This is a genomic window from Psychromonas sp. KJ10-10, assembly GCF_047323245.1.
Classification (GTDB): domain Bacteria; phylum Pseudomonadota; class Gammaproteobacteria; order Enterobacterales; family Psychromonadaceae; genus Psychromonas.
Window position 1 is genome coordinate 351,507 of record NZ_CP178826.1, and the last position, 25,071, is coordinate 376,577.

Annotated in this window: 23 protein-coding genes and 8 pseudogenes; 10 read left to right on the forward strand and 21 right to left on the reverse strand. The window is 37.4% G+C overall.

Features of this window, described 5'->3' with window-relative positions; translation table 11 throughout:
* The first annotated feature begins 201 nt into the window (after positions 1-201).
* The 6 genes and pseudogenes from dnaB (at position 202) to lpxL (ending at position 6,071) form a co-directional block, all read left to right on the forward strand.
* Positions 202-1,603 (forward strand): annotated as a pseudogene (dnaB, locus tag ACLKMH_RS02030) (replicative DNA helicase).
* A pseudogene (gene alr, locus ACLKMH_RS02035) lies at positions 1,596-2,683 on the forward strand (alanine racemase). The pseudogenes dnaB and alr overlap by 8 nt, the downstream one beginning before the upstream one ends.
* Positions 2,673-3,683: an o-succinylbenzoate synthase gene (gene menC, locus ACLKMH_RS02040; RefSeq protein ID WP_413700677.1), complete on the forward strand. Its 1,011-nt coding sequence runs from the start codon at positions 2,673-2,675 to the stop codon at positions 3,681-3,683. The pseudogene alr and the gene menC overlap by 11 nt, the downstream one beginning before the upstream one ends.
* The gene (locus ACLKMH_RS02045; RefSeq protein WP_413700678.1) at positions 3,665-4,153 is read left to right on the forward strand and encodes an AMP-binding protein; all 489 of its coding nucleotides are present in this window, start codon (positions 3,665-3,667) and stop codon (positions 4,151-4,153) included. Before menC ends, ACLKMH_RS02045 begins: the two co-directional genes overlap by 19 nt.
* The gene (locus ACLKMH_RS02050; protein ID WP_413700679.1) at positions 4,107-4,931 is read left to right on the forward strand and encodes an AMP-binding protein; all 825 of its coding nucleotides are present in this window, start codon (positions 4,107-4,109) and stop codon (positions 4,929-4,931) included. The genes ACLKMH_RS02045 and ACLKMH_RS02050 overlap by 47 nt, the downstream gene beginning before the upstream one ends.
* A gap of 219 nt (positions 4,932-5,150) precedes the next feature.
* Positions 5,151-6,071, forward strand: coding sequence for an LpxL/LpxP family Kdo(2)-lipid IV(A) lauroyl/palmitoleoyl acyltransferase (lpxL, locus tag ACLKMH_RS02055; protein WP_413700680.1), 921 nt, complete (start codon positions 5,151-5,153; stop codon positions 6,069-6,071).
* Between the two features lie 64 nt (positions 6,072-6,135).
* Here lpxL and ACLKMH_RS02060 read toward each other — a convergent pair whose 3' ends face one another.
* The 4 genes and pseudogenes from ACLKMH_RS02060 to ACLKMH_RS02075 form a co-directional block, all read right to left on the reverse strand.
* Positions 6,136-6,498 carry a hypothetical protein gene (locus ACLKMH_RS02060; RefSeq protein WP_413702233.1) on the reverse strand — a complete coding sequence of 121 codons (363 nt, stop codon included), beginning with the start codon at positions 6,496-6,498 and terminating at the stop codon, positions 6,136-6,138.
* Positions 6,499-6,624: 126 nt separating this feature from the next.
* A pseudogene (locus tag ACLKMH_RS02065) lies at positions 6,625-7,154 on the reverse strand (hypothetical protein); the annotation flags it as partial.
* Positions 7,081-8,142, reverse strand: a complete 1,062-nt coding sequence (locus tag ACLKMH_RS02070; protein ID WP_413700681.1) for a hypothetical protein — start codon at positions 8,140-8,142, stop codon at positions 7,081-7,083. The gene ACLKMH_RS02070 and the pseudogene ACLKMH_RS02065, both read right to left, overlap by 74 nt.
* 5 nt (positions 8,143-8,147) lie before the next feature.
* Entirely contained in the window at positions 8,148-8,975 is an 828-nt protein-coding gene (locus tag ACLKMH_RS02075) for a hypothetical protein (RefSeq protein ID WP_413700682.1), read from the reverse strand.
* 211 nt (positions 8,976-9,186) lie between these two features.
* Here ACLKMH_RS02075 and ACLKMH_RS02080 point away from each other — a divergent pair, with 211 nt between their 5' ends.
* The 4 genes and pseudogenes from ACLKMH_RS02080 to ACLKMH_RS02095 all read left to right on the forward strand — a co-directional run bounded on the left by ACLKMH_RS02080 (position 9,187) and on the right by ACLKMH_RS02095 (position 11,710).
* Positions 9,187-9,600 carry a YjfI family protein gene (locus ACLKMH_RS02080; protein WP_413700683.1) on the forward strand — a complete coding sequence of 138 codons (414 nt, stop codon included), beginning with the start codon at positions 9,187-9,189 and terminating at the stop codon, positions 9,598-9,600.
* A 132-nt stretch (positions 9,601-9,732) separates the two neighbouring features.
* A complete protein-coding gene (locus ACLKMH_RS02085; protein WP_413702234.1) occupies positions 9,733-10,392 on the forward strand; it encodes a PspA/IM30 family protein in 660 nt (219 codons plus the stop codon).
* An 81-nt stretch (positions 10,393-10,473) separates the two neighbouring features.
* On the forward strand, positions 10,474-11,118 hold the full coding sequence (locus ACLKMH_RS02090; RefSeq protein ID WP_413700684.1) for a hypothetical protein: 645 nt from the start codon (positions 10,474-10,476) through the stop codon (positions 11,116-11,118).
* A gap of 252 nt (positions 11,119-11,370) precedes the next feature.
* Positions 11,371-11,710, forward strand: a pseudogene (locus ACLKMH_RS02095) (hypothetical protein).
* Positions 11,711-11,805: 95 nt separating this feature from the next.
* Here the strand turns inward: ACLKMH_RS02095 and ACLKMH_RS02100 are convergent.
* The 17 genes and pseudogenes from ACLKMH_RS02100 to pilM (ACLKMH_RS02180) all read right to left on the reverse strand — a co-directional run bounded on the left by ACLKMH_RS02100 (position 11,806) and on the right by pilM (ACLKMH_RS02180) (position 25,005).
* Positions 11,806-12,408, reverse strand: coding sequence for a hypothetical protein (locus ACLKMH_RS02100; protein ID WP_413700685.1), 603 nt, complete (start codon positions 12,406-12,408; stop codon positions 11,806-11,808).
* A 169-nt stretch (positions 12,409-12,577) separates the two neighbouring features.
* Positions 12,578-12,901 carry a hypothetical protein gene (locus tag ACLKMH_RS02105; RefSeq protein ID WP_413700686.1) on the reverse strand — a complete coding sequence of 108 codons (324 nt, stop codon included), beginning with the start codon at positions 12,899-12,901 and terminating at the stop codon, positions 12,578-12,580.
* On the reverse strand, positions 12,861-13,124 hold the full coding sequence (locus tag ACLKMH_RS02110; protein ID WP_413700687.1) for a hypothetical protein: 264 nt from the start codon (positions 13,122-13,124) through the stop codon (positions 12,861-12,863). The genes ACLKMH_RS02105 and ACLKMH_RS02110 overlap by 41 nt, the downstream gene beginning before the upstream one ends.
* 221 nt (positions 13,125-13,345) lie before the next feature.
* A pseudogene (gene trpS, locus ACLKMH_RS02115) lies at positions 13,346-14,351 on the reverse strand (tryptophan--tRNA ligase).
* Positions 14,352-14,370: 19 nt separating this feature from the next.
* Complete coding sequence (locus ACLKMH_RS02120) at positions 14,371-15,033, reverse strand: phosphoglycolate phosphatase (protein WP_413700688.1); 663 nt, start codon at positions 15,031-15,033, stop codon at positions 14,371-14,373.
* Positions 15,033-15,701, reverse strand: coding sequence for a ribulose-phosphate 3-epimerase (gene rpe / locus ACLKMH_RS02125; protein ID WP_413700689.1), 669 nt, complete (start codon positions 15,699-15,701; stop codon positions 15,033-15,035). Before rpe ends, ACLKMH_RS02120 begins: the two co-directional genes overlap by 1 nt.
* 64 nt (positions 15,702-15,765) lie before the next feature.
* Positions 15,766-16,593, reverse strand: coding sequence for a Dam family site-specific DNA-(adenine-N6)-methyltransferase (locus ACLKMH_RS02130; RefSeq protein ID WP_413700690.1), 828 nt, complete (start codon positions 16,591-16,593; stop codon positions 15,766-15,768).
* Positions 16,586-17,101 carry an SPOR domain-containing protein gene (locus tag ACLKMH_RS02135; RefSeq protein WP_413700691.1) on the reverse strand — a complete coding sequence of 172 codons (516 nt, stop codon included), beginning with the start codon at positions 17,099-17,101 and terminating at the stop codon, positions 16,586-16,588. The genes ACLKMH_RS02130 and ACLKMH_RS02135 overlap by 8 nt, the downstream gene beginning before the upstream one ends.
* Before the next feature lie 80 nt (positions 17,102-17,181).
* Positions 17,182-18,234 carry an AAA family ATPase gene (locus tag ACLKMH_RS02140; protein WP_413700692.1) on the reverse strand — a complete coding sequence of 351 codons (1,053 nt, stop codon included), beginning with the start codon at positions 18,232-18,234 and terminating at the stop codon, positions 17,182-17,184.
* Positions 18,235-18,239: 5 nt separating this feature from the next.
* Positions 18,240-19,311: pseudogene (aroB, locus tag ACLKMH_RS02145) on the reverse strand (3-dehydroquinate synthase).
* Positions 19,311-19,826, reverse strand: coding sequence for a shikimate kinase AroK (gene aroK / locus ACLKMH_RS02150; RefSeq protein WP_413700693.1), 516 nt, complete (start codon positions 19,824-19,826; stop codon positions 19,311-19,313). Before aroK ends, aroB begins: the two are co-directional and overlap by 1 nt.
* A 359-nt stretch (positions 19,827-20,185) precedes the next feature.
* Positions 20,186-22,310 (reverse strand): annotated as a pseudogene (gene pilQ, locus ACLKMH_RS02155) (type IV pilus secretin PilQ).
* 27 nt (positions 22,311-22,337) lie between these two features.
* A complete protein-coding gene (locus tag ACLKMH_RS02160; protein ID WP_413700694.1) occupies positions 22,338-22,856 on the reverse strand; it encodes a pilus assembly protein PilP in 519 nt (172 codons plus the stop codon).
* A 46-nt stretch (positions 22,857-22,902) separates the two neighbouring features.
* Positions 22,903-23,423, reverse strand: a pseudogene (locus ACLKMH_RS02165) (type 4a pilus biogenesis protein PilO).
* Entirely contained in the window at positions 23,413-23,859 is a 447-nt protein-coding gene (locus ACLKMH_RS02170) for a PilN domain-containing protein (protein WP_413700695.1), read from the reverse strand. Before ACLKMH_RS02170 ends, ACLKMH_RS02165 begins: the two are co-directional and overlap by 11 nt.
* 121 nt (positions 23,860-23,980) lie before the next feature.
* Positions 23,981-24,334 carry a pilus assembly protein PilM gene (gene pilM / locus ACLKMH_RS02175; RefSeq protein ID WP_413700696.1) on the reverse strand — a complete coding sequence of 118 codons (354 nt, stop codon included), beginning with the start codon at positions 24,332-24,334 and terminating at the stop codon, positions 23,981-23,983.
* 17 nt (positions 24,335-24,351) lie between these two features.
* On the reverse strand, positions 24,352-25,005 hold the full coding sequence (gene pilM / locus ACLKMH_RS02180) for a type IV pilus assembly protein PilM (RefSeq protein WP_413702235.1): 654 nt from the start codon (positions 25,003-25,005) through the stop codon (positions 24,352-24,354).
* Positions 25,006-25,071 lie beyond the last annotated feature (66 nt).

The window sequence follows — 25,071 nt, forward strand, 5'->3', positions numbered from 1 at the left end:
GCGAAGACTTTCCTTAACAGGAATGAAAATTTACAAGTGATATTCACGGTCGCTTTTGCTAGAGTAAGCGACTTAAATATTTGACCATCAAACCCTGGTTAGATAGAAATAAATATTAAAGGCATGTCGTCGCAGTAGGTTCTCCCTACAAAGGATAAAGTTCTCTTTTTAGTATCACCCTTAAAACCGTTAGGATTAAACATGGCAGACAATGGTCCATATTCTCCAAAGAGTAAAACAAAAACGCTTTCCCCAATAAAGTCGGTACCTCATTCCTTTGAAGCGGAGCAAGCGGTCATAGGAGGGTTATTACTCAATAATGAAGCCTGGAATGATGTCGCAGAAACGCGTGGTTGAACGCGATTTTTATCATCGTGCACACCGTACTATTTTTGCCACCATTGAAAGTTTAAGTAGCGAAGACATTCCCGTTGATTTAGTTACCTTGTCAGAAAAGCTTGAAAACAATCAAGAGCTTGATGGCATTGGCGGCATCGCTTATTTAGCCGAATTGTTACAGAACACACCCAGTGCTCGCTAATATCAACAACTATTCAGATATTGTTCGTGAACGCGCCGTAGTACGTGAACTAATTGGTGTGGCTAATGAAATCGCTGAAGCAGGTTATGAAACGGAAGGGCGTGATAGTGGCGAACTATTAGACTTTGCAGAAACCAAGGTTTTCCAAATTGCTGAGGCTAGAAGTAATAAAAATGAAGGCCCTCAAGCACTTAAAGATATTTTAAAAGCGACAGTCGCAAGAATCGATGACCTGTGTAAAAACCCACGAGATGGTATTACTGGATTATCATCAGGTTACAACGATCTAGATCAGATGACTACTGGATTCCAAGATGGTGATTTAATCATTGTAGCCGCACGTCCTTCAATGGGTAAAACCACCTTTGCCATGAACCTTGCAGAACACGCGCTTTAAACGCCGACAAGCCAACGATTATTTTCTCCTTAGAAATGCCTGCAGATCAAATCATGAATCGTATGCTGGCATCTTTAGGGCGTATTGACCAAGGTAAAATCCGAACTGGTGCCTTAGATGAAAATGATTGGGCATCACTATCCTCAACCATGTCAATATTACTTAATCAGGGCAAGATGTTCATTGATGATAGTTCAGGTTTAACGCCAACCGAATTAAGATCCCGCGCTCGTCGTATCGCACGTGATCACGGCGGGGTGAGCATGATCATGATCGATTATCTACAATTAATGCGCGTTCCTTCGCTAAGTGAAAACAGAACCCTAGAGATTTCTGAAATATCACGCTCCTTAAAAGCCTTAGCAAAGGAATTACGTTGCCCCGTTATCGCGCTTTCTCAGCTTAACCGTGGACTTGAGCAACGCGCCGATAAACGCCCAATTAACTCAGATTTACGTGAATCTGGTGCGATAGAGCAGGATGCCGATTTAATTATGTTCATTTATCGTGACGAGGTTTATCACGAAGACAGTAACGATAAAGGCATCGCTGAAATCATTATTGGTAAACAGCGTAATGGACCAATAGGTAAAGTGCGCTTAACCTTCCAAGGTCGCTATTCTCGCTTTGATGAGTACACAGGTGCTAGCTACCAAGATGAATAACACCAGCATTACACGTGCCTTGATTAATTTGAAAGCTTTACAACATAATCAACAACTCCTGCAAGCACAGGCCTCTAACAGCCAGATTTTAGCCGTCGTTAAAGCAAATGCTTACGGACATGGAATGATTGAAATTGCACGTCACTTATCGAGTATTTACGCACTTGGAGTAGCGCGTTTAAATGAAGCTGTGATGTTACGTGAAGCTGGTATTACAACCCCTATTGTATTGCTGGAAGGTTTTTTCCATGCAGATGATATGCAAACCCTGATTAACTATAACCTAGAAACCGTAGTGCATTCGCAACAGCAGACTTAATGCAATTGTGAATAGTGAATCGAACTCACCACTTAAAATTTGGCTAAAACTCGATACTGGCATGCATCGTTTGGGTTTTCATGGTGAAACAGTTCGATCAAGCTTATCAATTGTTAGAAAACACTAAAAATGTTTGTAAACCTATTAATTTAATCACTCACTTTAATTGTGCGGATGAGTTAGGTAAAGAAATAACAGCGATTCAATTTAAAAAGTTTGTTTCCCATACAAAAAGCAATAGTGGTTTAAACTCAGCAGCAAACTCTGCGGCGATACTCGCTTGGCCAGAAACCCATGCGGATATTATTCGCCCAGGTATTGCTCTTTATGGCGCTTCCCCTTTTAATAATAAATCAGCCAGTGAATTTAGTTTAAAACCCGTAATGACACTTAAATCACAACTTATTGCAGTGCGTTGCCATCAAGCGGGTGAAAGTGTTGGTTACGGAGCAAGTTGGACAGCGCAGAAGGATACAAAATTAGGGGTGGTTGCTATAGGTTACGGTGATGGCTACCCACGTATGGCACCTGAAGGTACACCTGTTTTAGTTAATGGGCGTGTTGTACCAATCGTAGGACGCGTTTCAATGGATATGTTAACCGTGGATTTAGGCCTAAATAATAAAGATAAAGAGGGTGATGAAGTGACTCTTTGGGGAGAAGGATTGCCCGTCAACGATGTGGCGAATCATATCGGTACAATCGCTTATGAGTTAGTCACTAAGCTTACTTCTCGTGTAGCTTTACAATATGTTCAATAAATCTCAATTGAGCATAACCCAAGCCAAACTATTTGCTTATCAGCTTCCCTTGCAAACCCCAATGCGTTTTAAAACAGCGCATTTAAACCACCGAGAAGGTTTAATCTTACAACTTCAAGATAGCAATAATGACCAATATTATAGTGAAATCGCGCCTTTACCCGGTTTTAGCCAAGAAAGACTCTCACAAGTTAAAACTGAAATAATACAATTATTATCAACCAACTTAACACAAGTCACGTCATATAAAAGTGGCTTCAAAAGTGTACAATTTGCCTTAGATTGCTTTTTTCCTTATTGTCCTAAACAAGAACAACAGCAGTTGAATAATATGGAAAATGTTCCCCTGTTACAGGGTGACTGCAAGGCCATCACTCAGCAATATCAAAGCTTAGCTTATCCAAACTTAATAAAGTTAAAAGTAGCCAGAAACACAGTTGATAGTGATATTTTAGTTTTCCAGCAATTGTGTCAACTTAACCCTCTCATAAAAATTAGGTGTGATGCCAACCAAGCTTGGAACAAGCAACAAGCGAACTTATTTTTTAGTGCAATAGAAACCCAAAAACTAGATTACATTGAAGAACCTACTTGTGATCATCAAGTTAATCTGCAACTTGCAGAAAAATATCAAATCTATTTAGGTTTGGATGAAACCCTGCAACAAACTGATTTTCATTATTGGCACCACCCTTTTATTAAAGCTTTCATTATCAAACCCAGTTTAGTTGGTAGCAAACAAGTGATTGACCAATATATTACACTCGCTAAACAGCATCATATTTTAGTTAGTTTCAGCTCCAGTTTTGAGTCAGTGGTTGGCTTACAACAACTAAAAAACTTAGCTAATCACTATTTAGGTCAACCTGACTCACAATCGCTAGTTATATCCTTAGGCATTGATACCTTAAAATACTTCAAGGGTAATTTATTGAAGAATGAAGATAAAATACAACAAGATTGCAAACAATTGGAGCTTTTATGGATAGGCAACAGATAGACAAACAACTCAGCTACTGTCCCGTTGCATGGCAAGCAAAGCACAATCCACAGCAAATCGCACTACAGACAGATAAGCAAAGTATTACCTTTGGCGAACTTCATTTACAGGTTGAAAGTGTCACATTACAGCTAAAAGCTTTATCCATGAAAGAAGCAGACAGACTTGCCTGTATTGCCACAAATAGTGTTGCTTTGGTCCTGTTGCAACTTGCCTGTCTACGTTGTGGTTTTATTTTTTGCCCGATTAATGCCAAATTCAACGAAGCCGAAGTTAATAAGCGTTTAGCTGTGTTAAAAACGCCCTTTATATGGCATCAAGACAATGAAAAAAATAACCTAGCAGTCAATTTTGACTTGGAGTTAGCAAAAACAGCCAAGCAATCTGAAATTGATCTTGAAGCCTTTTCAATAGACAAGTTTAATGTCATTAGCATCATTTTCACCTCAGGTAGCAGACGGAGCACCTAAGGCGGTAATGCATCATTTTAGCAATCATTATTACAGTGCATTAGGCTCTCAGAGTGTTATTCCTTTAACCCTTGGGGATAAAAACCTACTTAGCCTGCCAATTTTCCATATTAGTGGTTATGCCACCGTTATGCGCACCCTGCTGGCTGGTGCTACCTTGCAAATATTAGAAGCTAAAATTAATAGCCAACTTTTACAACGGCAACAAACGACACACCTTTCACTTGTATGTAGCCAGCTTATACAATTATTAGAAGATCCTCTGTTTCAAGAAAGTTCATTATCAATTAAGCACTTATTATTAGGAGGTAGTAGTTTCCCTAAAAAGTGCTTACAACAAACTCGAGATCGTGGTTTCACCTATCACCTCAGTTATGGTTCAACGGAAATGGCTTCGCAAATAGCAACATCCACTAACAACGAAATATTAACCCTTTTGCCATATCGAAAAATGAAACTGTCGGATAAAGAAATTATGCTTGCCGGAGAAACACGTTTTGTGGGTTATTTCCAACAACCATTAATTGCTGATAATGAATATTTTGCAAGTTCTGATCTCGGTGAAATCAATAAAAAAGAGATCAAAATTATTGGCCGTAAAGATCGTCAATTCATTTCCGGAGGAGAAAACATCCAACCCGAAGAAATTGAAAAAGTATTGTTAACTTTTCCAGGATTGTCACAGGCCTATGTTTTACCGATACAAGACGCTCTATACGGCCAGCGACCTATTGCATTTATAAAATGGAAAGCAGAGGAACAGCCCGAAACAACTTAAACAATTCATTTCAGGCAAGCTTATTAGTTTTAAGCGCCCTTTGCATTATTTCACTATGCCAGCCCAACAGGGAATTAAAGTAAATAAAAAGCAACTAACTGAACTCGCGCGTAAGTTATTAGAGTAGATTAGGATTTCTAAAAAGAATCAAAGACAAAATAGGCATTTCTATGCAGATTAGGTAGAATTATTTATTCTACTTTCACTCTAGTGGTCATTATGGATTCATACAAATTAAAAATTGCTTTCTGTCACCCTAAATATTGGCTCGCATGGTTAGGCATTGGTACCTTATTTATCAGTTCTCTTTTACCCTATAGCACCTTGATATTTATTGGTAAAATACTTGGCCGAACAGCGATGCCTTTTGCAAAAAAGAGACAACATATTGCAAGATGTAACCTTATTCATTCTTTTCCCGACCTTTCCGAACAAGAAGTTGAGGACAAAGTACGTCTGAATTTTGAAAACAGCGGTATCGCATTACTAGAGATGGGAATGGCTTGGTTTTGGCCGAGTTGGCGAGTACGTGGTTTATTAAAAGTACGAGGCTCTGAACATGTTGATAAAGCGATTATTAATGGCCAAGGTACTATTTTTTTAGGTGCACATTTTCTAACATTAGAAATAGGTGCTCGCGCCCTCGGTCTAACTCGTCCTTGCCATGCAGTATACCGAAAACATAGTAACCCAGTACTTGATTATTGGTTTTATTGGGGAAGAATGCGCGAACATAAAGCCATGTTAGACAGACGTGATTTTAAAGGTATGTTACGTGTATTAAAAAATAAAGATGCATTATGGTACGCCCCAGATCATGACTACGGGAAACATAAAAGTAGCGTTTTTGCGCCTTTCTTTGCCGTTGAAAATGTCAACACAGTGTCGGGAACAAGTACGCTTGCCAAAGTAAAGGATAGCTGTGTTATTCCTGTTTTTTTAAAGCGTTTACCTGCGAATGAAGGTTATGAATTGATTTTTTATCCTGCCTTAAAAGACTTTCCTAGTAAAGATTTAGTAGCAGATACACACACAACCAATCAACAAATTGAAAAAATGGTTGCAGAGTGTGACGACCAATATATGTGGATGCACAAACGCTTTAAAACACGCCCAGAGGGTGAAGCATCCTTCTATTGATGCATATTTATTAAAATGTTTTGAGTAAGCTGAACTTTCGGTTTACTCAAAACACCTTTCTGCATTATTCGCTTAAAAACTGTTTCCAAACTTCAATTACCGCTTGACGCTCTTGCTCAAATTTAACTTCATCAACAATACGTTTTTGTTTATTGAGGGTTAATCTATGTGTTGCATCACGAATAGCACAATATGCCTTAACCAAAGACTGCTGTTGTTTATTTGTTAATAGTTTTTGATTTTTACAAGCTTCAAAAATACGCAAATTATCAGACCACTGACACAAACAGGCATCACTTTCAAAGGCATAGGCAAGCACCAAATACTGAGCAATAAATTCTATATCAACCATGCCTCCCGGCGATTGTTTAAGATCGAATAGTCCTTTATCAGCATGACAAAGGTACTCACGCATTTTTTTACGCATCTCTGCTACTTCTGTGGCTAATTTAGCTTTATCGCGTTTAATAGATAACACAGATACACGGATACGATTAAACTGCTCCAGTAATACGTCATCAAAAAAGATTGCTCGTGCACGAACCAGTGCTTGTCGCTCCCACGTCCAGGCATCATTTCGTAAGTACTTCTCGTAACCAAGCATACCGGCAACTAAAGGCCCAGAATCACCAGATGGGCGTAAGCGCATATCAATTTCATATAACACACCAGAATTAGTGCGTGTACTAAACAGGTGAATAATGCGTTGAGCGAGACGAAAATAAAAAAGCTGATTATCAATCGTACGGCGTCCGTTGGTTTGTCCTTTCACTTCTGTATCATGCAAAAAAACCACATCAAGATCAGAGCCATACCCTAATTCAAATCCCCCATTTTGCCGTAACCTATCACCGCAAAACCTTTACGATCGGTATTAAGCACATTGCTTGGTACACCAAATTTTTCTACCATTTGCGCCCAGGCAATGTGAATAACGTAGTTCATAATGGCATCACTCAAATAGGTTAAGTGATCACTTACTTTTGGTAACTCTATTGTTCCTACAATATCAGCAGTACGCGATACGTAAAAACTGCATTTGCTTAAATTGGCGTAGTGCTTCCATTTGATGTTCCATATCATCTTCAGGTACACGTAACATAAATTGCTGAAGGTCACTTTTATAATTCACTAATTCCGAGGGATGATACAGATGCTGTGGATCAAGCAATTCATCTAATAAAATGGGATGACGACCTAACTGAAAACTAATACGTTTACTTGCATTACATAAAGTTAATAACTGATTAAGCGCCCCATCATTTTCATTAAGTAGCTCTAAATAAGCGGTTCGATGCATAATTTTTAATAATAAGTCTGCAAGGCGTTGCATTAATTCATCAGGCATCTCAAAAGCAAACAGTTTTGCGACTATTTTAGGCAACAATTTTTCCATTGTTTCTTGGCCTCGATTACCCATCGGGCGCCTAGTAATATCCTTTTTAAAGGAAATTAAAGTCTGGCTTAACTGGGTTGCTAATGTGTCACTAATACCCTTTTCTACTAATAGGTTAATGGTTTCCTGCGCCGTTAGATCTAAGGCCCATAACTCACAAAAGTCTTGATCTGCTTGCTTGTCTTCCTCCGCTTCCCCTATTACCCAATTAAATTCTTCATGCACATTAGACATCACTTTATTTAAAGCTAGGTAGAAACTATCCCAATCTTCAAATTGCATCACTTTAATTAAGCGACACTTATCTAATTCATTGTTAGGTAAGGTTTGAGTTTGCTGGTCAGCAATTTGCTGTAACACATTTTCAACACGACGCAGAAAATGATAGGAATCAAGCAAACTTTGAACGCGAGACTTTGGCAAAATATTCATATCGGCAATCACAGCTAAGGTTTGTTGCAAGCCTTTACACTGTAACGCAGGGTTACGCCCGCCATGAATAAGCTGGAAAGCCTGTGCCACGAACTCTATTTCACGAATACCACCTGTGCCTAATTTAATATTATCGATTAACCCCTTGCGTCGCACTTCAGTACTGATCATGGTTTTCATTTTACGTAATGATTCAATCGCACTAAAATCAATATAACGACGATAAACAAAAGGGCGCAACATTGCCTCTAGCTCTTTTTTATACTCCCCTCTTCACCAATCACCCGCGCTTTCACCATTGCATATCGTTCCCATTCTCGCCCATGACTTTGATAATAATCTTCAATAGAGGCAAAATTAGTCACTAAAGGACCTGAATCACCAAAAGGGCGTAAACGCATATCAACACGATATACAAAGCCATCCACGCTTACTTGATGCAAAGCGGCAATCAGTCGTTGCCCGAGTTTGGTAAAAAAGGTTTGATTAGCAACCACGCGACGAGCCCCCTGCGTTTCACCTTTTTCAGGGTAAGTGAAAATAAGATCGATATCCGATGAAAAATTGAGTTCACTTCCTCCTAATTTACCCATCGCAAAGATATATAAGTTTTGTTTTACACCAAGTTCATTAACTGGAGTGCCTTGTTCACTGCATTGTTTATCGTATAACCAGTTTAAGCTTTGCTCAATTAATTGATCCGCTAAAAACGAAATATGCTTAAAACTTTCACTTAAATCAGCTTGTCCAAGTAACTCTCGCCAAGCAATAATCACCATATGTTTACGTCTAAATTGACGTAAGACAGTATGCAATTGGGTTTCATCATTGGTTAGCGTTAAACGCTTTTTTAATTCTTGTTTTATATGCTCTGTTCGCTCACATAACGTTAAAAGGTCATCACGGTATAATTCTTCTAATAGGGTCGGTTGCTTGATTAAGGCCCCTGCAATAAAGTCACTTAAACCTAGTATTGTGTTAAGTTTTCTTCGCTGAGCATCATTACAAAAAGAAAGATCAACTCGCTCGCTTAAATTTTCAAGGTGATGGGTGGCACAATCGGTGAGTAAAGACATCTTAGCGACCTATTTTAACGAGGAAAGCGCTAACTTAGCAGTTGTGTGAAACATGATCAGTAATAAATGACTTTAAAGATTGAAAAACAACGTTAACTCCGCAATATTAGCGTTACAGATAAAAAATAAAAATCAAACTGCTTGACATATAATGACAAGCGGACTAAATTAGTTTCAGACAGGACATTAAATGTCCTAATTAAGGAGCATTATGAATATTCATACTATAGCGGCCCATTTAAACCAGTTACAAGACGCAACTGAAACAGGCTTTAATTTTGACTGTACACCTATCGATGGTGATATTGATGTCTTGCAAGTTGAAGTCGTTGGTCGTGAAGAAATTCCTATTTTTATTTCTGTTAGTGATAACCAAATTCTATGTATCGCATATTTGTGGGGCGAAGATGAAGTTAAACCAGAATTAAAAGCCAATATGATTGAAGCTATGTTAGAAATGAATATCCCTATGCCACTTTCTTCATTTGCAAAAGTTGAAGATAAATATGTGGTTTTTGGTGCATTATCAATCAATTCAACACTTGATGATATTGAATTAGAAATTGTAACGCTGAGTGATAACAGTTTAGAAGTTATTAGTGAAATGGACTCCTATTTAAAATAGCTCAACATTAGCGCTTTTGTGTATATAACAAAATAAGCATTTTTCGACGACAAAATAAGCCTATATGGAAATAGACTGAGTCGTTACAAATCAGTAAGGAAAATAGAATGAGTATATTTAAGAAAATTATTACTGCTGGTTCGTGGTGGCGCAACTGAAGCCGGTGAAGCAATTGTTGATGCTAATGCAACACGCATTTTTGAACAAGAAATACGTGATAGTGAAAAACATATCACCATTGCCAAACGCGACCTAACAGAAGTAATGGCAAAACAAATGCAAGCGACCCGCGAACTTGCACAATTACAAACAAGCATCAAAGAGCATGAAGGCTATGCACTGCAAGCACTTGAACAGGGTAACGAAGCTTTAGCCATTGAAGTTGCAGAAAAAATTGGTGAGCTTGAAGCGAATGAAGCAGATCAACAGCAAGCTAACGAAAGTTACCTAAAAAGCGCAGATCGCTTGAAAGAGTTAATCAAAAAAAGTGAACGTCAACTAACTGATTACAAACGTCAATTGAGCATGGTAAAGACAACTGAAAGCGTGCAAAAAGCAACATCAGCGATTACCAGTAACTTCACAGCAAGTAACTCAAAGCTATTAAATGCCAAAGATTCTTTAGAACGTATTAAAAAGAAACAAGCTAATTTTGATGATAAATTAAAAGTCGCAGAGCAACTAGAGTCAGAAAATGGTGATAGCTCACTAAAAGCTAAGTTACAGGAAGCTGGTATTGGTGCACAACAATCAAGTGCACAATCAATCCTAGATCGCTTAAAAACTAAATAGTTTTTAGAGTACTAACAACACGAGACCTTTTTAAGGCTCGTGTTTTTTGCGTTTTGGCTTTGCCAAAAAAGAGGGTTAAAGATGAGTTTTTTGAAATCACTGTTTGCTAAAAAACAAGCGCTTCCTACGCGTACCTTAAATAACGCTTCAGAATTACAGTTAAATGATATCTTCACCTTTGGTGATAGCTTCGCATTACCCCAGGCAATGCGTAAAATGCAATTACAAGTAACAGATATCAATACCCTTGAGTTTAAACATGAGCATTATATACAAGTGATTGGTCAAGGTAGTGGCTCACAACTAGTTTATCTCAGTTTTCCTAACAATCCCCAAAAGCTCATTAAGTTCAGCCTATTATTAACACGCGATGATGTTGAAGCTTTATTTGATATGGATGATTTTTCTGAAATATTTGAAGCACCAGGTAATGCGCGACTAAAGCCTTTAACCAACAATCACAACTATGCAGATATGATTGCTGATGAATATATACAACAGAACTTTATGACAACAGGGTATTTTCATAAGCAGGACTACAGAGACTCAACACCACCACAATACACTGAAGATAATCACGGGCAAGAATTTGAGTATTATTCCTTACAAGGTGGTCAAGAAAAACGTTTTGTAGAAATATTTATATTTGAAAATGGTGAAACAGATGTATATCTTTCATTCCTACGCCCTGAAAATGAAATAGCTGAATTATGGGCCAAAGAATAAATCTTTAACTTAAAATGACAAGATCATAATTGCTAATAGAAAAGTAATACCAAAGGAAGTAATGAAGTGATCAACTATTGCGTAGGAAAAATTAGCACTAGCAAGGCGTGAGTTGCAGGAGATAGTTGTTCTCACTTCAATACTCACAACACCGCTAGAGTAATTTTAACCAGCAATACTGATCACCTTTTAACTTCTTTTGGTATAAGTAGGGATGAAAATAAACAACGATGAAAACAAGGGAGTCTAAACATGCCAAATGGTAAATTACCTGAAAAATGGCAACAATCAGCCAAAGTTGTAAAAGCAGTACAAATTGCCTTCGATATGGACAGTAAACTGCAATACAGCATCCGACGTAGTGCGTTAGATAAAGGCGTTAGCCCCTCTGAACAAATTCGTTCCTTATTAGCCTTACCGACTCATAAAAAGCCTAAACGTCCTCGCTTAACGGTCAGTTTAAGCCAAGAAGATTACGCTTTATTAAGTGAACGTTATGATATTCCTGCCACAGAACCAATTAGAAATTAAAAAACAGGTAATAGAAGAGTTAACTCAGTTTGCTTTACAGAGTGAGTTTCATAAGGGTTGATTAACCTTATTAGACTTATTTTTAGAGAATAAAAAAGGAGCCGAGGCTCCTTTTTTGCTATTCATGATAATTAAATATTATTAACAAGACTTATCTTAAGCATCATCACTTACTGGAATACTACATGTAGATATAATTCCATTTGGCGATGTAACTAAAAATGTCGCATTACCAGTTAATACTCCATTTTCAGTAGTTTCACGTTTTAAAGTAACATCAAAATCATATGTACTATTTAGTGAGTCTGTTACAGTCCAACTATCTGTATCACCAGCAATCTCGCCATTTTCAATTGAAGAAGAAATACCTGTACCTGCAGGAGGTGTATTACTATACGTATCATCATAAACAGACACTGTAAAGGTTACAGACTCACTGCCCGTTGCCGTTGTAAGGTCTACATTAGAAATAAAAGTACCAGTAGCATCTTTAAAGTCACAAGAAAATTCTGATCCACCTATGACAATTTGAATACTTTTTGTGATCGTAATTAACTCCCGAACACAATAATCACCATCACCCGATACAGGACATAAATAACCAGTATATTTAGAATCTCCGTTAGTATCAGTGAATACTTCACCTTCTGTATATTCACCATCATCAATACTATCAATAAAACTTTCTTCACCAATCGCTGTTGCAGTTATTATTGCCCGACCATTAGAAGCATGTGGTAATGTTGACTTCCATTCCATAGTACATTCACTACCTTCTGTTAAACAATAACCTTTTGTTCCCGAAGAATCAGTTATTCTTCCAGAAGTAGTAGTAAAGTTTACAGTCGTGCCATCTGGTACAGCAGTATTATCTTCTCCTCCACCTAAATAAACAGTAATACCATCAGAAACGATATAATTTTGAGCTTCAGGCGATAAAGTTTCTGTCTGCTAAGGTAAAGCTATCTTGGTCTGGATAACCAGTAGAAATATTCAACTGGTTAGATGTCTTATAAATATCATCATCACTAACAAGTACCACTTTTACTACAACAGGACCTGCAACTACTCCTGACTTTATGAGTGTGCTTACAAGACCATCCTCATCAGAGGTTGCTGTATCAACGCTTATACTTGTTCCTTCTGGAGAAGCTAACAATTCAAATGTTACAACTTCACCCTCTATTGCTTCTCCATTTGCATCCACTATTTTAAAAGATACAGTGGCAGTTTCTTCTGGTTCCTTCCGCACCAACCCCTTTAATTGTAATCCAATCTGATGAAACACCTTCATATGAAAAATAAGAAGGTGAGCCAACCGCACTTTCAACGATTGGAACTTCCGTATCAACAGCCGTAGTTGTTGAATCAGTCTCGTCTGTTGAAGTATCGTCCGTTGCACCTTCAAGGGTTCCACCACAAGCAGTTAGTAGCAATAATGAAATTGCAATGGTGGAGAGAGGTAGAAATCGCATACAAGTTCCTTTTGATAATTAAGAGTTAATAAGTAAGTTGTCACAGTATAGAGCAAAAAAATCAGCACAACAATTAATTATCATATTTTGATGCATGATCCACCGATTATTTTTCACACTACCTTTTGATAACAAAAATTTAACGAATATTAAATCAAATTTAAATATTAAAAATAAAAGGCTAACCTAGTTAGCCTCATATTCAACATATTAACAGATTGTTATTTAGGCAAAAATCCGATTTTATCGTACACCTTCGCTAGCGTTTCTGCAAAGCACGCACTCGCGCTTTCTCTGCTCCTACTCTTGCAATGGCTTGCAAAGCTTGTTCATCAGCACGTAATTCTTTATAACGAGCTTGGATAGGCTCTAATAAGCTTACCACAGCATCAGCTGTATCAACTTTTAAATGACCATACATTTTATCTTCGTACTGCGGGATCAAGCTTTCTATACTGGTACCCGTTGAACAGGAAAGCAATGTAAGTAAATTAGAAACACCTGGTTTTTCATCTTTATCAAAATAAATACGCGCTTGTTCGTCGGAATCTGTTGCAGCTGACTTTAATTTTTTTAGCTATTTTTTTAGGGTCTTCTAATAAGCCGATAAAGTTTTTCTCATTATCGTCTGACTTAGACATTTTCTTAGTTGGCTCCTGCAGGCTCATGATACGTGCGCCGTGCTCTGGAATGGCAGGCTCAGGTACAACAAAAGTATCGCCATAGGCATTATTGAATCGTGTTGCAATGTCACGAGCCAGCTCTAAATGCTCGCTTTTGATCACTACCAACTGGTACATTTTTAGGGCCATACAATAAAATATCAGCGACCATTAACACAGGGTAACCAAATAAACCGGCATTAATATTAGACACATTTTTTTGTGATTTTTCTTTAAATTGTGTCATACGGTTCAACTCTCCCATCTGCGTATAACAATTTAAAATCCAAGATAGCTCTGCATGCTCTGGCACCTGTGATTGGATAAACATGGTGCTTTTTGTAGGGTCTATACCAACAGCTTGATACATAGCTAAACCGTCATAAATGGCCTGACGCAATGCTTTGGGATCTTGTCGAACAGTAATGGCGTGTAAATCAACTAAACAAAATAGACAATCGCTTGTTTGTTGCATAGTTACCCATTGACGCAGAGCGCCCATATAGTTTCCGATAGTCAAGGCGCCTGAAGGTTGGCATCCACTTAAGACAATTGGTTTACTCATTTTGTATTCCTTACGGTGCTTAAAGTAGCACTAACAATTCATTAAATTGATCAATAATATAATCTGGGTTTAACAGAGATACAGGCTCTCCATAGTTATAACCATAGGTTAATGCGATACTCACTAAGCCAGCATTTTTCCCTGCTAAGATATCGTTTTTTGAATCTCCAACCATAACCGCCTGAGTTTTATCACAGGAAAAATGCTCAAGCGCATAATTAACTTGCATTGGGTCTGGCTTGTTTTTGGCAAGTGAATCGCCACCTAAAACTAAATCAAAATAGTCACTAATTTTAAAATTTGCTAATAAATCAGGAAGAAACTGTTCGGCTTTATTAGTGATTAAAGCAGTTTCATAACCACGCGATTTTAAGGTTTTAAGGGTTTCCGCAACATTATCATACAAACAAGAAGCACTATTAAGGTAGTGTTGATAATGTTGCTCGAAACGACTTAATGCTTCGCACTGCGAAACAGTTTGATTACCAACATGCTTTAAGGCACGTTCTACAAGCTTAGGTATGCCATTACCAACCCAAGTTTTAATGTCTTCGTCTTTGCAATGGGGTAATTCAAACTCATTTAACATAGCATTCAGTGCTAAACGTAAATCAGGAACACTATCAACAAGTGTTCCATCCAAATCAAAACAAATTAATTTAATGTTATCTATTTTATTCATTAGATTTTTGCTAACTCACTGCGCATTTGATCAATAACGGTTTTGTAATTAGGTTGATTAAAAATAGCAGAGCCAGCAACAAACATATCAGCACCTGCTTCAGCAATTTCTTTAATATTGTCTACTTTAACACCACCATCAACCTGTAGACGAATATCACGACCACTTGCATCGATTAGCGCTCTCACTTGACGTAATTTCTCAAGTGTATGTGGAATAAATGATTGACCACCAAAACCAGGATTAACAGACATTAGCAGTATGACGTCTAGCTTATCCATGACATGTGTTAGCTCTTCAAGTGAACTTGCTGGGTTTAATACTAAACCAGCTTTACAACCATGGTCTTTAATCAATTGTAATGAGCGATCAACATGTTTTGACGCATCTGGGTGAAAGGTAATAATTGACGCCCCTGCTTTTGCAAAATCAACAATCATAGTATCAACGGGTTCAACCATTAAATGCACATCAATCGGCGCTGTAATACCATAATCACGTAATGCTTTGCAGACCATTGGCCCAATCGTCAAATTAGGAACGTAATGATTATCCATGACATCAAAATGTACAACATCGGCACCACCAGCAAGTACTTGTTGGACATCATCCCCTAGACGGGCAAAATCAGCAGAAAGGATTGAAGGGGCAATTAAATAATCGGTCATGTTTTTACCTATAACAGTTAGAGCAGAATGTGGTCACTATTCTACCGAAGCAAACTGCAACAGACTAATTTTTATTAGTGTCAATCGCCTTAAATAAGGCAAATATCTCACCGACAGAGTTACGATTACTAGCGTTACTACTAATTGTACGAGACACCTGTATTTTATCGCATACAGCATCGCGATATAATTCCTGCGTTAAAGTAGTATCATGATTACTAAGTAAGACAGCACACTTTGATTCTCTTGCAAGACGCGCTAAGTTTGCCTGGTCATCAAGACTAAACCCTTCCTTTGCGTAACCCGTGAATGAAGCGCTAACACTCAGCGGCACATAGGGTGGATCACAATAAAGCACATCATCATTACGTAAATACTGAAATAGTTTTTGATATGGTTTACAAACAAATTTAGCCTTTTTGGCTTTTTCAGCAAAAAATAATAGCTCTTTTTCAGGAAAATAGGGCTTTTTATATCGTCCAAAGGGCACATTAAAACCGCCACTTTGATTGTAACGGCATAAACCATTGTAGCCATGACGATTCATATATAAAAACAGTAACGAGCGCTGATAGGGATCCGTACTTTGATTAAACTCAGCACGAATTTGATAATAACTTTGTTCAGTATTATATTGAGGTTGAAAGTAACGCTTGGCATCGGCAATAAAACCTAGCGGTCTTCGCTTGATGATATTGTACATAGCAATTAAATCGGCGTTGATATCATTGAGCAAGTATTCATCAAAATCACTATTTAAAAACACAGAACAAGCACCAACAAAAGGTTCTACAAGCCTTTTACCGGCAGGTAAGCGTTGATTAATTTGTTCAGTTAGTGAATATTTACCACCCGCCCATTTCAAAAAAGCACGATGTTTTTTATTATTCATCCCGCTGAAGATCCTGATGTACTAATTCGTATTTCTTTGCCCAAGTGCTTAGTTCAGCAAATGAACCAGGTAACTGTTGTGCTTGAGTTGTGGCTATTTCTCGGCTTTCATATTGCCCATAAATCACTACATACCATGTATTTTCATTACGTATTGTCTGATAAATATAAACATCTTTTTGTGGTAAATTATGCTGTCCAATAAAGCGATTTAATGATGCTTCTGAAGCAAACCCCGCAAGTTGTAAGGTATAAAAATTAGGGTTAATAGCAAATAAAATATCTTTAGCAACAAAGGTATCATTCGTCTCATTTTCAACGGGTGCTTTTATCGGAGCCTGTTGCTTAATATTTTCCTGCTCAATCGTGACTTGTGAAATCTGCGCTTCAACTTCTTCTTCAAGAACTAAAGGTGATGAACCTTCATCAATTTCTGTTTTAACTGCCTCACTAGTAACAGGCAATACTTCATCTACAGAAGCGCTTAATTCTATAGGCTTATTTTCCACAGCTTCAGGTAATAAAGTAGCAACTTCACTCTGCTCTGCTTCCTGAAGTGTATTTTGTGCTTCTGATGAAGATAGTTCAATTAACTGCTTTGCTCCGAAATAACAACACGCTGTTGCGAGTCGGCCTCTCCAACGCTAAGTTGATTATCTGTAACACTTTGTGTTGTTGCGTTCCACTGTCCAGCGAGTACTTCTGTTGATTCTGAATCACTTATAGTATCGAGACTAATATCTATGTCACTATCAGTAATAAGTTCTGTTGAATCGATACTTTCGGGCAATACTGAATCTGTTTCAATAATAATATCTACTTCGGGATCAGTTTTGATAAATTTTGGATATAAATAATAAGCTAAGCTAGCGACAACAATAATAAAAGCAAACATAACTAATATCGCAGGCAAACCATTCTTCATCCAAGAAAGCTTTCGATCATCTAACTCGCCACTGCTAACCTTTGTTGCTAAGGCAAGTATTTTTTCAGGTATTCCTTGGCAACGAGAAAGTTGAAGTGCAATAGCGTCTTGGTGCTCTATTTGTGGTGAATAACCTATTTGCTGGAAACGATGGTTTAATAATTGTTCGGCTTCATTAGCACTCAGAGGTGCCAATTTAAAGGTAAGTGTCGCGACATTCAAGTGACGGGGAAGTTTCTTGATGGTTTTTACCATTTGACTGGTCTTTAGATCATCACTTAATAATATAAAGCTAATCTCATGATCTGTAAAACGAAACTTCTGGTCAATGACCTCTGCTAACTCAGTTAATAATTGAGCAGGTAATAATTCTGCATTATCTATTACCACTGCACGGCTGACGTCTGATTTTTGTGAATCTTTTAATAATAATAAGATGTTAGCCAAAGAATCTTCAGCATTAAATAAGGGATCTTCAAATAGTTGAGCAATAATTTGCTGACGAATTTGAGTTGCAGGTGTGGTTTGATACAGACGAATAAAAGCTTGCTGAGTATCATCGGGCAATAAATTAGATAATTGCTCTACTAAAGTGCTTTTACCACTCCCAGCTTCACCAGAGATAAAGGTTATCGACGATGATAAATACAGTAAATGTTGTAAACGCTCAATTAACTGTAACTGAGAGGGGAATGATATGAGCGTACGTTCAACCATTATTATTAATGTTCAATGACACTACGAAGCACTGCTTCACTAACGTCAGAGAAAACCTCACTACTACCAATGCTTGTTGGTAGAATTAAGCGTAATTGCCCATTTAACACTTTTTTATCAAGTTGCATGTGTTTTGCAAAATGTTCGTAGGTCATTTCATCAGGAGCTGTTAATGGAAGATCAAAACATTTGATTAATAAGGTAATTTGTTCAACCTGTGAAGCCGACATCATACCTAAAACAAGAGATGTTTTAGCTGCAAGCACCATTCCAGCACCAACGGCTTCACCATGTAACCAGTTGCCATAACCCTGGTTCAGCTTCTATTGCATGCCCAAAGGTATGACCTAGGTTCAATAATGCACGGATGCCATGTTCTTTTTCATCTTGAGCAACTACTTCAGCTTTAATCTCACAGCATCTTTTAATCATATAAATGATTGCCTGTGGTTTTTTCGCTTTTATATCATTCGCATTTTCGTCCAGCCAATGAAAAAAGTCAGCATCATAAATAATGCCATATTTAATGACTTCTGCCATACCTGCAGAAAATTCTCTTGCTGGTAATGTTGCGAGACAATTGATATCAATAATTACCGATTGAGGCTGATAAAACGCACCAATCATATTTTTCCCTAAAGGATGATTGACAGCTGTTTTCCCACCAACGGATGAATCAACTTGCGAAAGCAAGGTAGTTGGTACCTGAATAAATGGTACACCACGTTGATAACAAGCGATGACAAATCCTGCCATATCCCCAATCACACCGCCACCTAAAGCAACAATCGTAGTATCACGTGCATGTTTCTTTTCAAGCAATGCACTTAAAATCGTTTCGAATACAGCTAAAGTCTTATGTTTCTCACCATCAGGTAAAATCACTTCATCAATGTCAAACTGCTTAAGACTATTTTTACAATTTGCTAGATATAATGGTGCAACGATATCGTTAGTTACAATCATTACCTTTTTACCTTTAATAGCACTAGTAAAAAGGTCGCTCTGCGACATTAATTCTTCACCAATAAAGATAGGGTAGCTACGAGAGCCTAAATCAACCGTTAATTTGTCCATTAAAAATCCAATAAAGTAATTATTTGACTAGCAACAACTTTAGCACTTTGTTCATCGGTTTCAATGGTATAATCTGCCGACTCATCATAAAGTTGATTACGTGTTTCTGCTAAAGCTTCTAAAACACTGCGAGGATCTTCTGCTTGTAATAGTGGGCGACGCTTATCTTTTAAAGTACGCGCTAACTGCTTATCAACACTTGTTTTCAGATAAACAACAATACCGCGTGCAGAAAGGTAACCTCTATTCTCAGGACGTAATACAGCACCACCACCTGTCGCAAGAACAATACCGTGTTTTTGGCTTAATTCATCAATCATGTCTGATTCTCTGTTGCGGAAACCATCTTCACCCTCAACATCAAAAATCCAAGCGATATCCGCCCCTGTTTTTTTCTCAATTTCAGCATCTGAATCATGAAAATTAAGGTGCAACATTTGTGCTAGGTGACGTCCAATTGTGCTTTTACCAGCCCCCATAGGGCCAATTAAGAAAATATTACGTTGTTCTGCCATGGTGGTATTTTACTCAGTCATTAGTGATTATAATTGTTATTCATTATTCCATAAAAAAAGAAATGCCGCGTATTATCGCAATTGTTGATAAGTGATTGCAAGTCATTAATACCCCCTTTAGTAATCAGGATTCATTTATTAACCACAAACCAGTGAGCATAATGAAATTATAAGGTAAACATGTGTATTTTTAACAAGGCAACTATTTGTAATGATCCTAATTAATTACCATTCTATATTATTGCTTAAAATAGCTTATTGAGGACTAAATACAAAACAGTCACCCAGTAAATAGATAAAAAAATGCCCAAAGTAATACTTTAGGCGTTTGTTATATAAGTAGTTCTAAGGAAACTACTTTAGAATTTTGTTTGCATCACAATACGTGGTGTTACAAAAATAAGTAACTCAGATTTAGAACTATTTTCTACCGAACTACTAAATAAGAAACCTAAGTAAGGAATATCACCTAATAATGGCACTTTATCGATATTGGTAGTGATTTGTTGTTGGTAAATACCACCTAAGACTAAAGTTTCTCCATTTTCAACCAATACCTGTGTAGAAATTTCTTGAGTATCAATCGATACCGCAGTACCTGTACTAGTAGAGACATATTCACCCACTGAGTCCTGTGTGATAACAAGATCTAAAATGACTTTATTATCAGGTGTAATTTGCGGTGTTACCTCTAAGCTTAATACCGCTTTTTTGAAGGCAACAGATGTTGCACCAGAGGATGCCGACTCAACATAAGGAATTTCTGTACCCTGCTCAATATAAGCAGTTTGTTGGTTTGCAGTAGTAATACGTGGACTAGCGATAATTTCAGCTTTATTTTCTGACTCTAAAGCAGAAAGCTCTAAGTCTAATAATTCTCCATCAGCTAGTTTAGCAACTTGAAATGCAATAGAACCGGTCAGCATCAGCAACCCCTAAGTTCACATTCAATCTGTCATCAAGGCTAGTTGTATCTTCTATTCCTTCAAGCGTACCAGAGGTAGTTGTATCCCCACCAGTCGCTGTTAAGCCCCATTTAACCCCTAGCTCTTCACCAACAGAATCACTCACAGTTACCATTCTAGCTTCAATAACAACTTGTCGAACAGGAATATCAAGTACCGCAATCATATCTTTTACGGAATCAATAACCGTCGCTGTATCTTTAAGCAACAATGTATTAGTACGTTGATCAGTACTTACAGCACCACGAGCAGATAATAAACTGACTTTATCGCTTGATAGCATAGCGACAATATCGGTTACTTTCGCATAATTAATTTGAATGTATTCTGCGTATAAAGGAGAAAGCTCTTCAACTTCTTTTTCACTTTCTAACTGTGTCCTTTCCTTAGTCGCTAGTTCAGTAGCAGGAGCAATCATTAACACATTGCCGTCCATTCGCTTACCAAGGCCTTTAACTTTCAAGATAATATCTAAGGCTTGTTCCCATGGCACATCTTCTAAACTTAAGGTGATATTACCACTTACTGAATCGGTAATAACCAGGTTAAAGCCGTTAAAGTCAGCAATTAACTGCAATACAGTACGCACAGGAATATCTTGGAAGTTTAAAGAAATCGCTTTACCTTCGTAAACATTCTCGGCTTGATCTTCCTCTCGTTTAGAGACTTCAATCATAAACAGAGTATCAAGTTGATCATAACGATAATTATATTCATCTTTAATATCAAAAACGAAACGACTCTTACCATCTTCTTTAAAGGTTTCAACTTTTTCTACTGAAGTAGCAAAATCAACCACATCCATAATATATAAAAATTCATCAGCAATATGGGTACTCTGAAATTCGGCAATTAACTGCTGATCTCGACGACGAATATCAACAGCAACACTAGAATTATCTAGGTATACCAAGAGTTTACCTTGACCTTCTGAGCCTCGTTTAAAATCAATCGATTTAATGCTATTTACATAACCCTTAGGCGTTTTATGCTCAGGTAAAGTATCTTCCATTACCACTTCAGCAATTTCATCCACTGAAGTGATCGCTGTCTGATTACCTGTGTCCTGTGCAATTGCCGCAATAATGGCAGTTTCATTAGGCGTTGTGCCGGTAATTATTTCTGTATTTTCGCCAAATCGAACAAATAACAAATTGTCATTTTGTTCGATACGATAGGGCATTAAAATATCGAGAGCAATAATGAGTCGCAATCCGTCCGTTGTGCGATTCGCTTCTACAGCTTTAACCCCATTTTTATTAATTTCTATTGGGTTTAATTTAAGGATAGAACTGGCATCTTCTATATCAACCACCAATTGGTTAGGTCGATAATGTAATTTGTCAACATAACCAGAAATCGCGTTATTGAATTCAAATTGAAGCTCAAACTTTCCTTCACTGAGAGGATTTACATTTAATTTAGTCAATTGCGACTCAGCAAGCGCAAGAGAAGAAGTTAAGAGTAAACCCGCCATGGTAAAAAGAGCGGTTAGCTGTTTTTTATTTATCATTTTCATTATGTTCATTTCATCCCTGCTCTGAGCCTATTCGGATTCTAGCGTAATCTGAGTAATTCGTTCTTGCCAACAACCATCACGATCAGAAGCTAACTCCAACAGTTCTATCTTCGTTTTAGTGATTTCAAGTACTTTTCCGTGATTTAAACCAAGGTAATAGCCTGATTTTACTTTATGAATTTCACCACCTGATGTCTGTACTAATGCCCATAACTCCTCATCAACAAGTAATGTACCCCGCATCAGTAAATTATCAAGAGAATACATCTCTAAGGCTTGTTTTTTACGTTTAAAATTAGGTTGAGGGCAACTTTTGGGTGCATTTTTAACTGGAGCAACAACTTCAGCTTTAGGATCTGAGAAAGGATTACGCCCATCATTCCCCGTATATGGTAAAGCATCAATCTTCTTTAAAACCGGCATCTTATCGTTAATTGGATATACTTTAGCCTTTGCATCAATAACAAATTGAGTGAGATCATCTGTTTTTACTTCGACACAGGAGAAAAGACAAAAAGATAAAAGCAAAGTAATTAGAAGCTTCATTTTTCGCCCCCTTTATAACGATAAGTTTTGGCAATCACATTTAGGGTCAACTTATCTTTTTCCCCTTGGTTAACCTTAAATTGTCCAGAATAACGATACGAGGTAAAGCGGCTACATCAGTGACGAAACTACCTAGTTGCTCATAACTTCCAACAACTTGAATACTAATGGGCACCTCTTCAGATAACTCTCCATCTTTTTTCGCCCCCAATTAATACTTTTAAATTGCAGACCATTATCTGCACCAATAAAGCTTATGTCATCAAGCAAGCTTGCAATTTCTTTTTTACTCGGTAATTTATTAATTAGTCCCTCAAAAATAACTTTAATCTCAACCATTTGCGCCTGGTATGCTTCTAAGTTGGCAGATAAGGCGACCTTTACGATAAAGTCTTCTTTTAATTTTTCCTCTTTCATTTCTTCTTGTTTTAACTGTTCAAGCTGAGGAATAGTGACATAATAATAAAAAGCACCAGCAATAATAGCGACAATCAGTGTAATAAATACACCTCGGTAGAGCGCAGGCCAACTTCCGACATTATCAAAGTCTAGCTCATTAATATCCATTATTTAGCTCCTTGCTGTTCAGGAACAATTTTGAAATCCATCCCAAAATTATAGAGTTTAATCGGTTCTGTAGGACCTTCTTTAATATTACGTAGGTAAGAATCCCCAGCCAACCTGAACCATCAACATTACGCATCATTGTTGTCACTCGATTATTTGATTCTGCAGTCCCCTGTACCACCACTTTTTCATTATTAAATGAAGAAGTTAATAAATAAACCCCCGCTGGAACCGTATCTGCAAGCGTATTAAATAACCTGGTTGCATCATTACGCTTTTCTTCTAATGTTTGAATTAAATTGATTCGCCTTTCAAGCTCGGCTTTTTCTTTTTTAATGGTCCTAATTTCAGCAATACGGCGATCTATAATAATGGTTTGAGTTTGTAAAAATTGATTTCTTTGATTTTGTGCACTAATCAAAGAATCAACATACATTTTCCCATATAGGATATGCCTAATACCACTAAAGAACTCAATAACAATACTACATAGAATATATTTTTCTTTTTCTGTTTATACTCTTCTCGCCAGGGCAATAAATTAATATTTGACATTATTATTGAACTCCTCTTAATGCCAGGCCTAGTGCCATCATGTATTTTGTGCCCACTTTATGAAGTAAGGTTTTATCAGAATCATTTTTATATTCAAACCCAATAAATGGATTAGCCACTTCAACATCCAGACTTAACTCTTCCTCTAGTTGTGTGACTAGACCAGGCAATAACTGACAGCCACCCATTAATATCACTTTATCTACTTGAATATTATTTGGTGCGTTAGTAAACATTCGTAAATCAAAACGTAAATGATTAACCGTAGTATTAATAAAAGGGCCTATTACATCTAGGTCACAGTCCGCAGGCCACTCATGGTCAACCTTAGCTTTTTCGGCATCTGCAAATTTCATCCCGTAATACTCAACCATCATTTGTGTACGAAGTACGCTCCACCATGATTTTTTGAACGAGAAAATATCACATTACCCTGATGTACAATATGAAGCATCATTTGTGACGCACCGATATCAACAATCGCAATGCCTTTTTCATAATCAGGACGATCAAAAAGTAATTCACATGCTCTAGATTGTGCATGACCAGCGACATCAACGATCTTGGTCGTTAATCCTGCATCTTCAACACAGTTGACCTGGGCAAGAACGGTTTCTCTTCGTGCCGCACTGAGTAAAACATCATTAAGGGATTTATCTGCCGCATTAGGGGCTATGATTTCAAAATCTAAGAATATTTCATCAATGGGGAAGGGAATGCTATTTTCGGCTTCTAACTCAACTTGCGACTCTAATTCCAGCTCATCAAGATCTGCATTCATGGCAATCACTTTGGTAATAACATCAGCACCTTTTACCGCCATGGCAACATTTTTATAGGAAGTAGGAAAGTTTTTACGTAGTTGCTTAATTATTTGCGTAAGCTTAGCAATATCTTCAAAGTGATTATCAACAATCAGGCCTTTAGGAATTGGCGCCTCTGCAACGGCATCTATTTGGAAAGTACCTTTCCCTTTTGAAATGGCAACAGCTTTTATTGAATGCGAGCCAAAATCAATACCGATTATGCCTTTTGAATTTTTTTAAGAGCTGAAAACATAACATCCTTGCCATCATTTAAGTTAAATTAGATT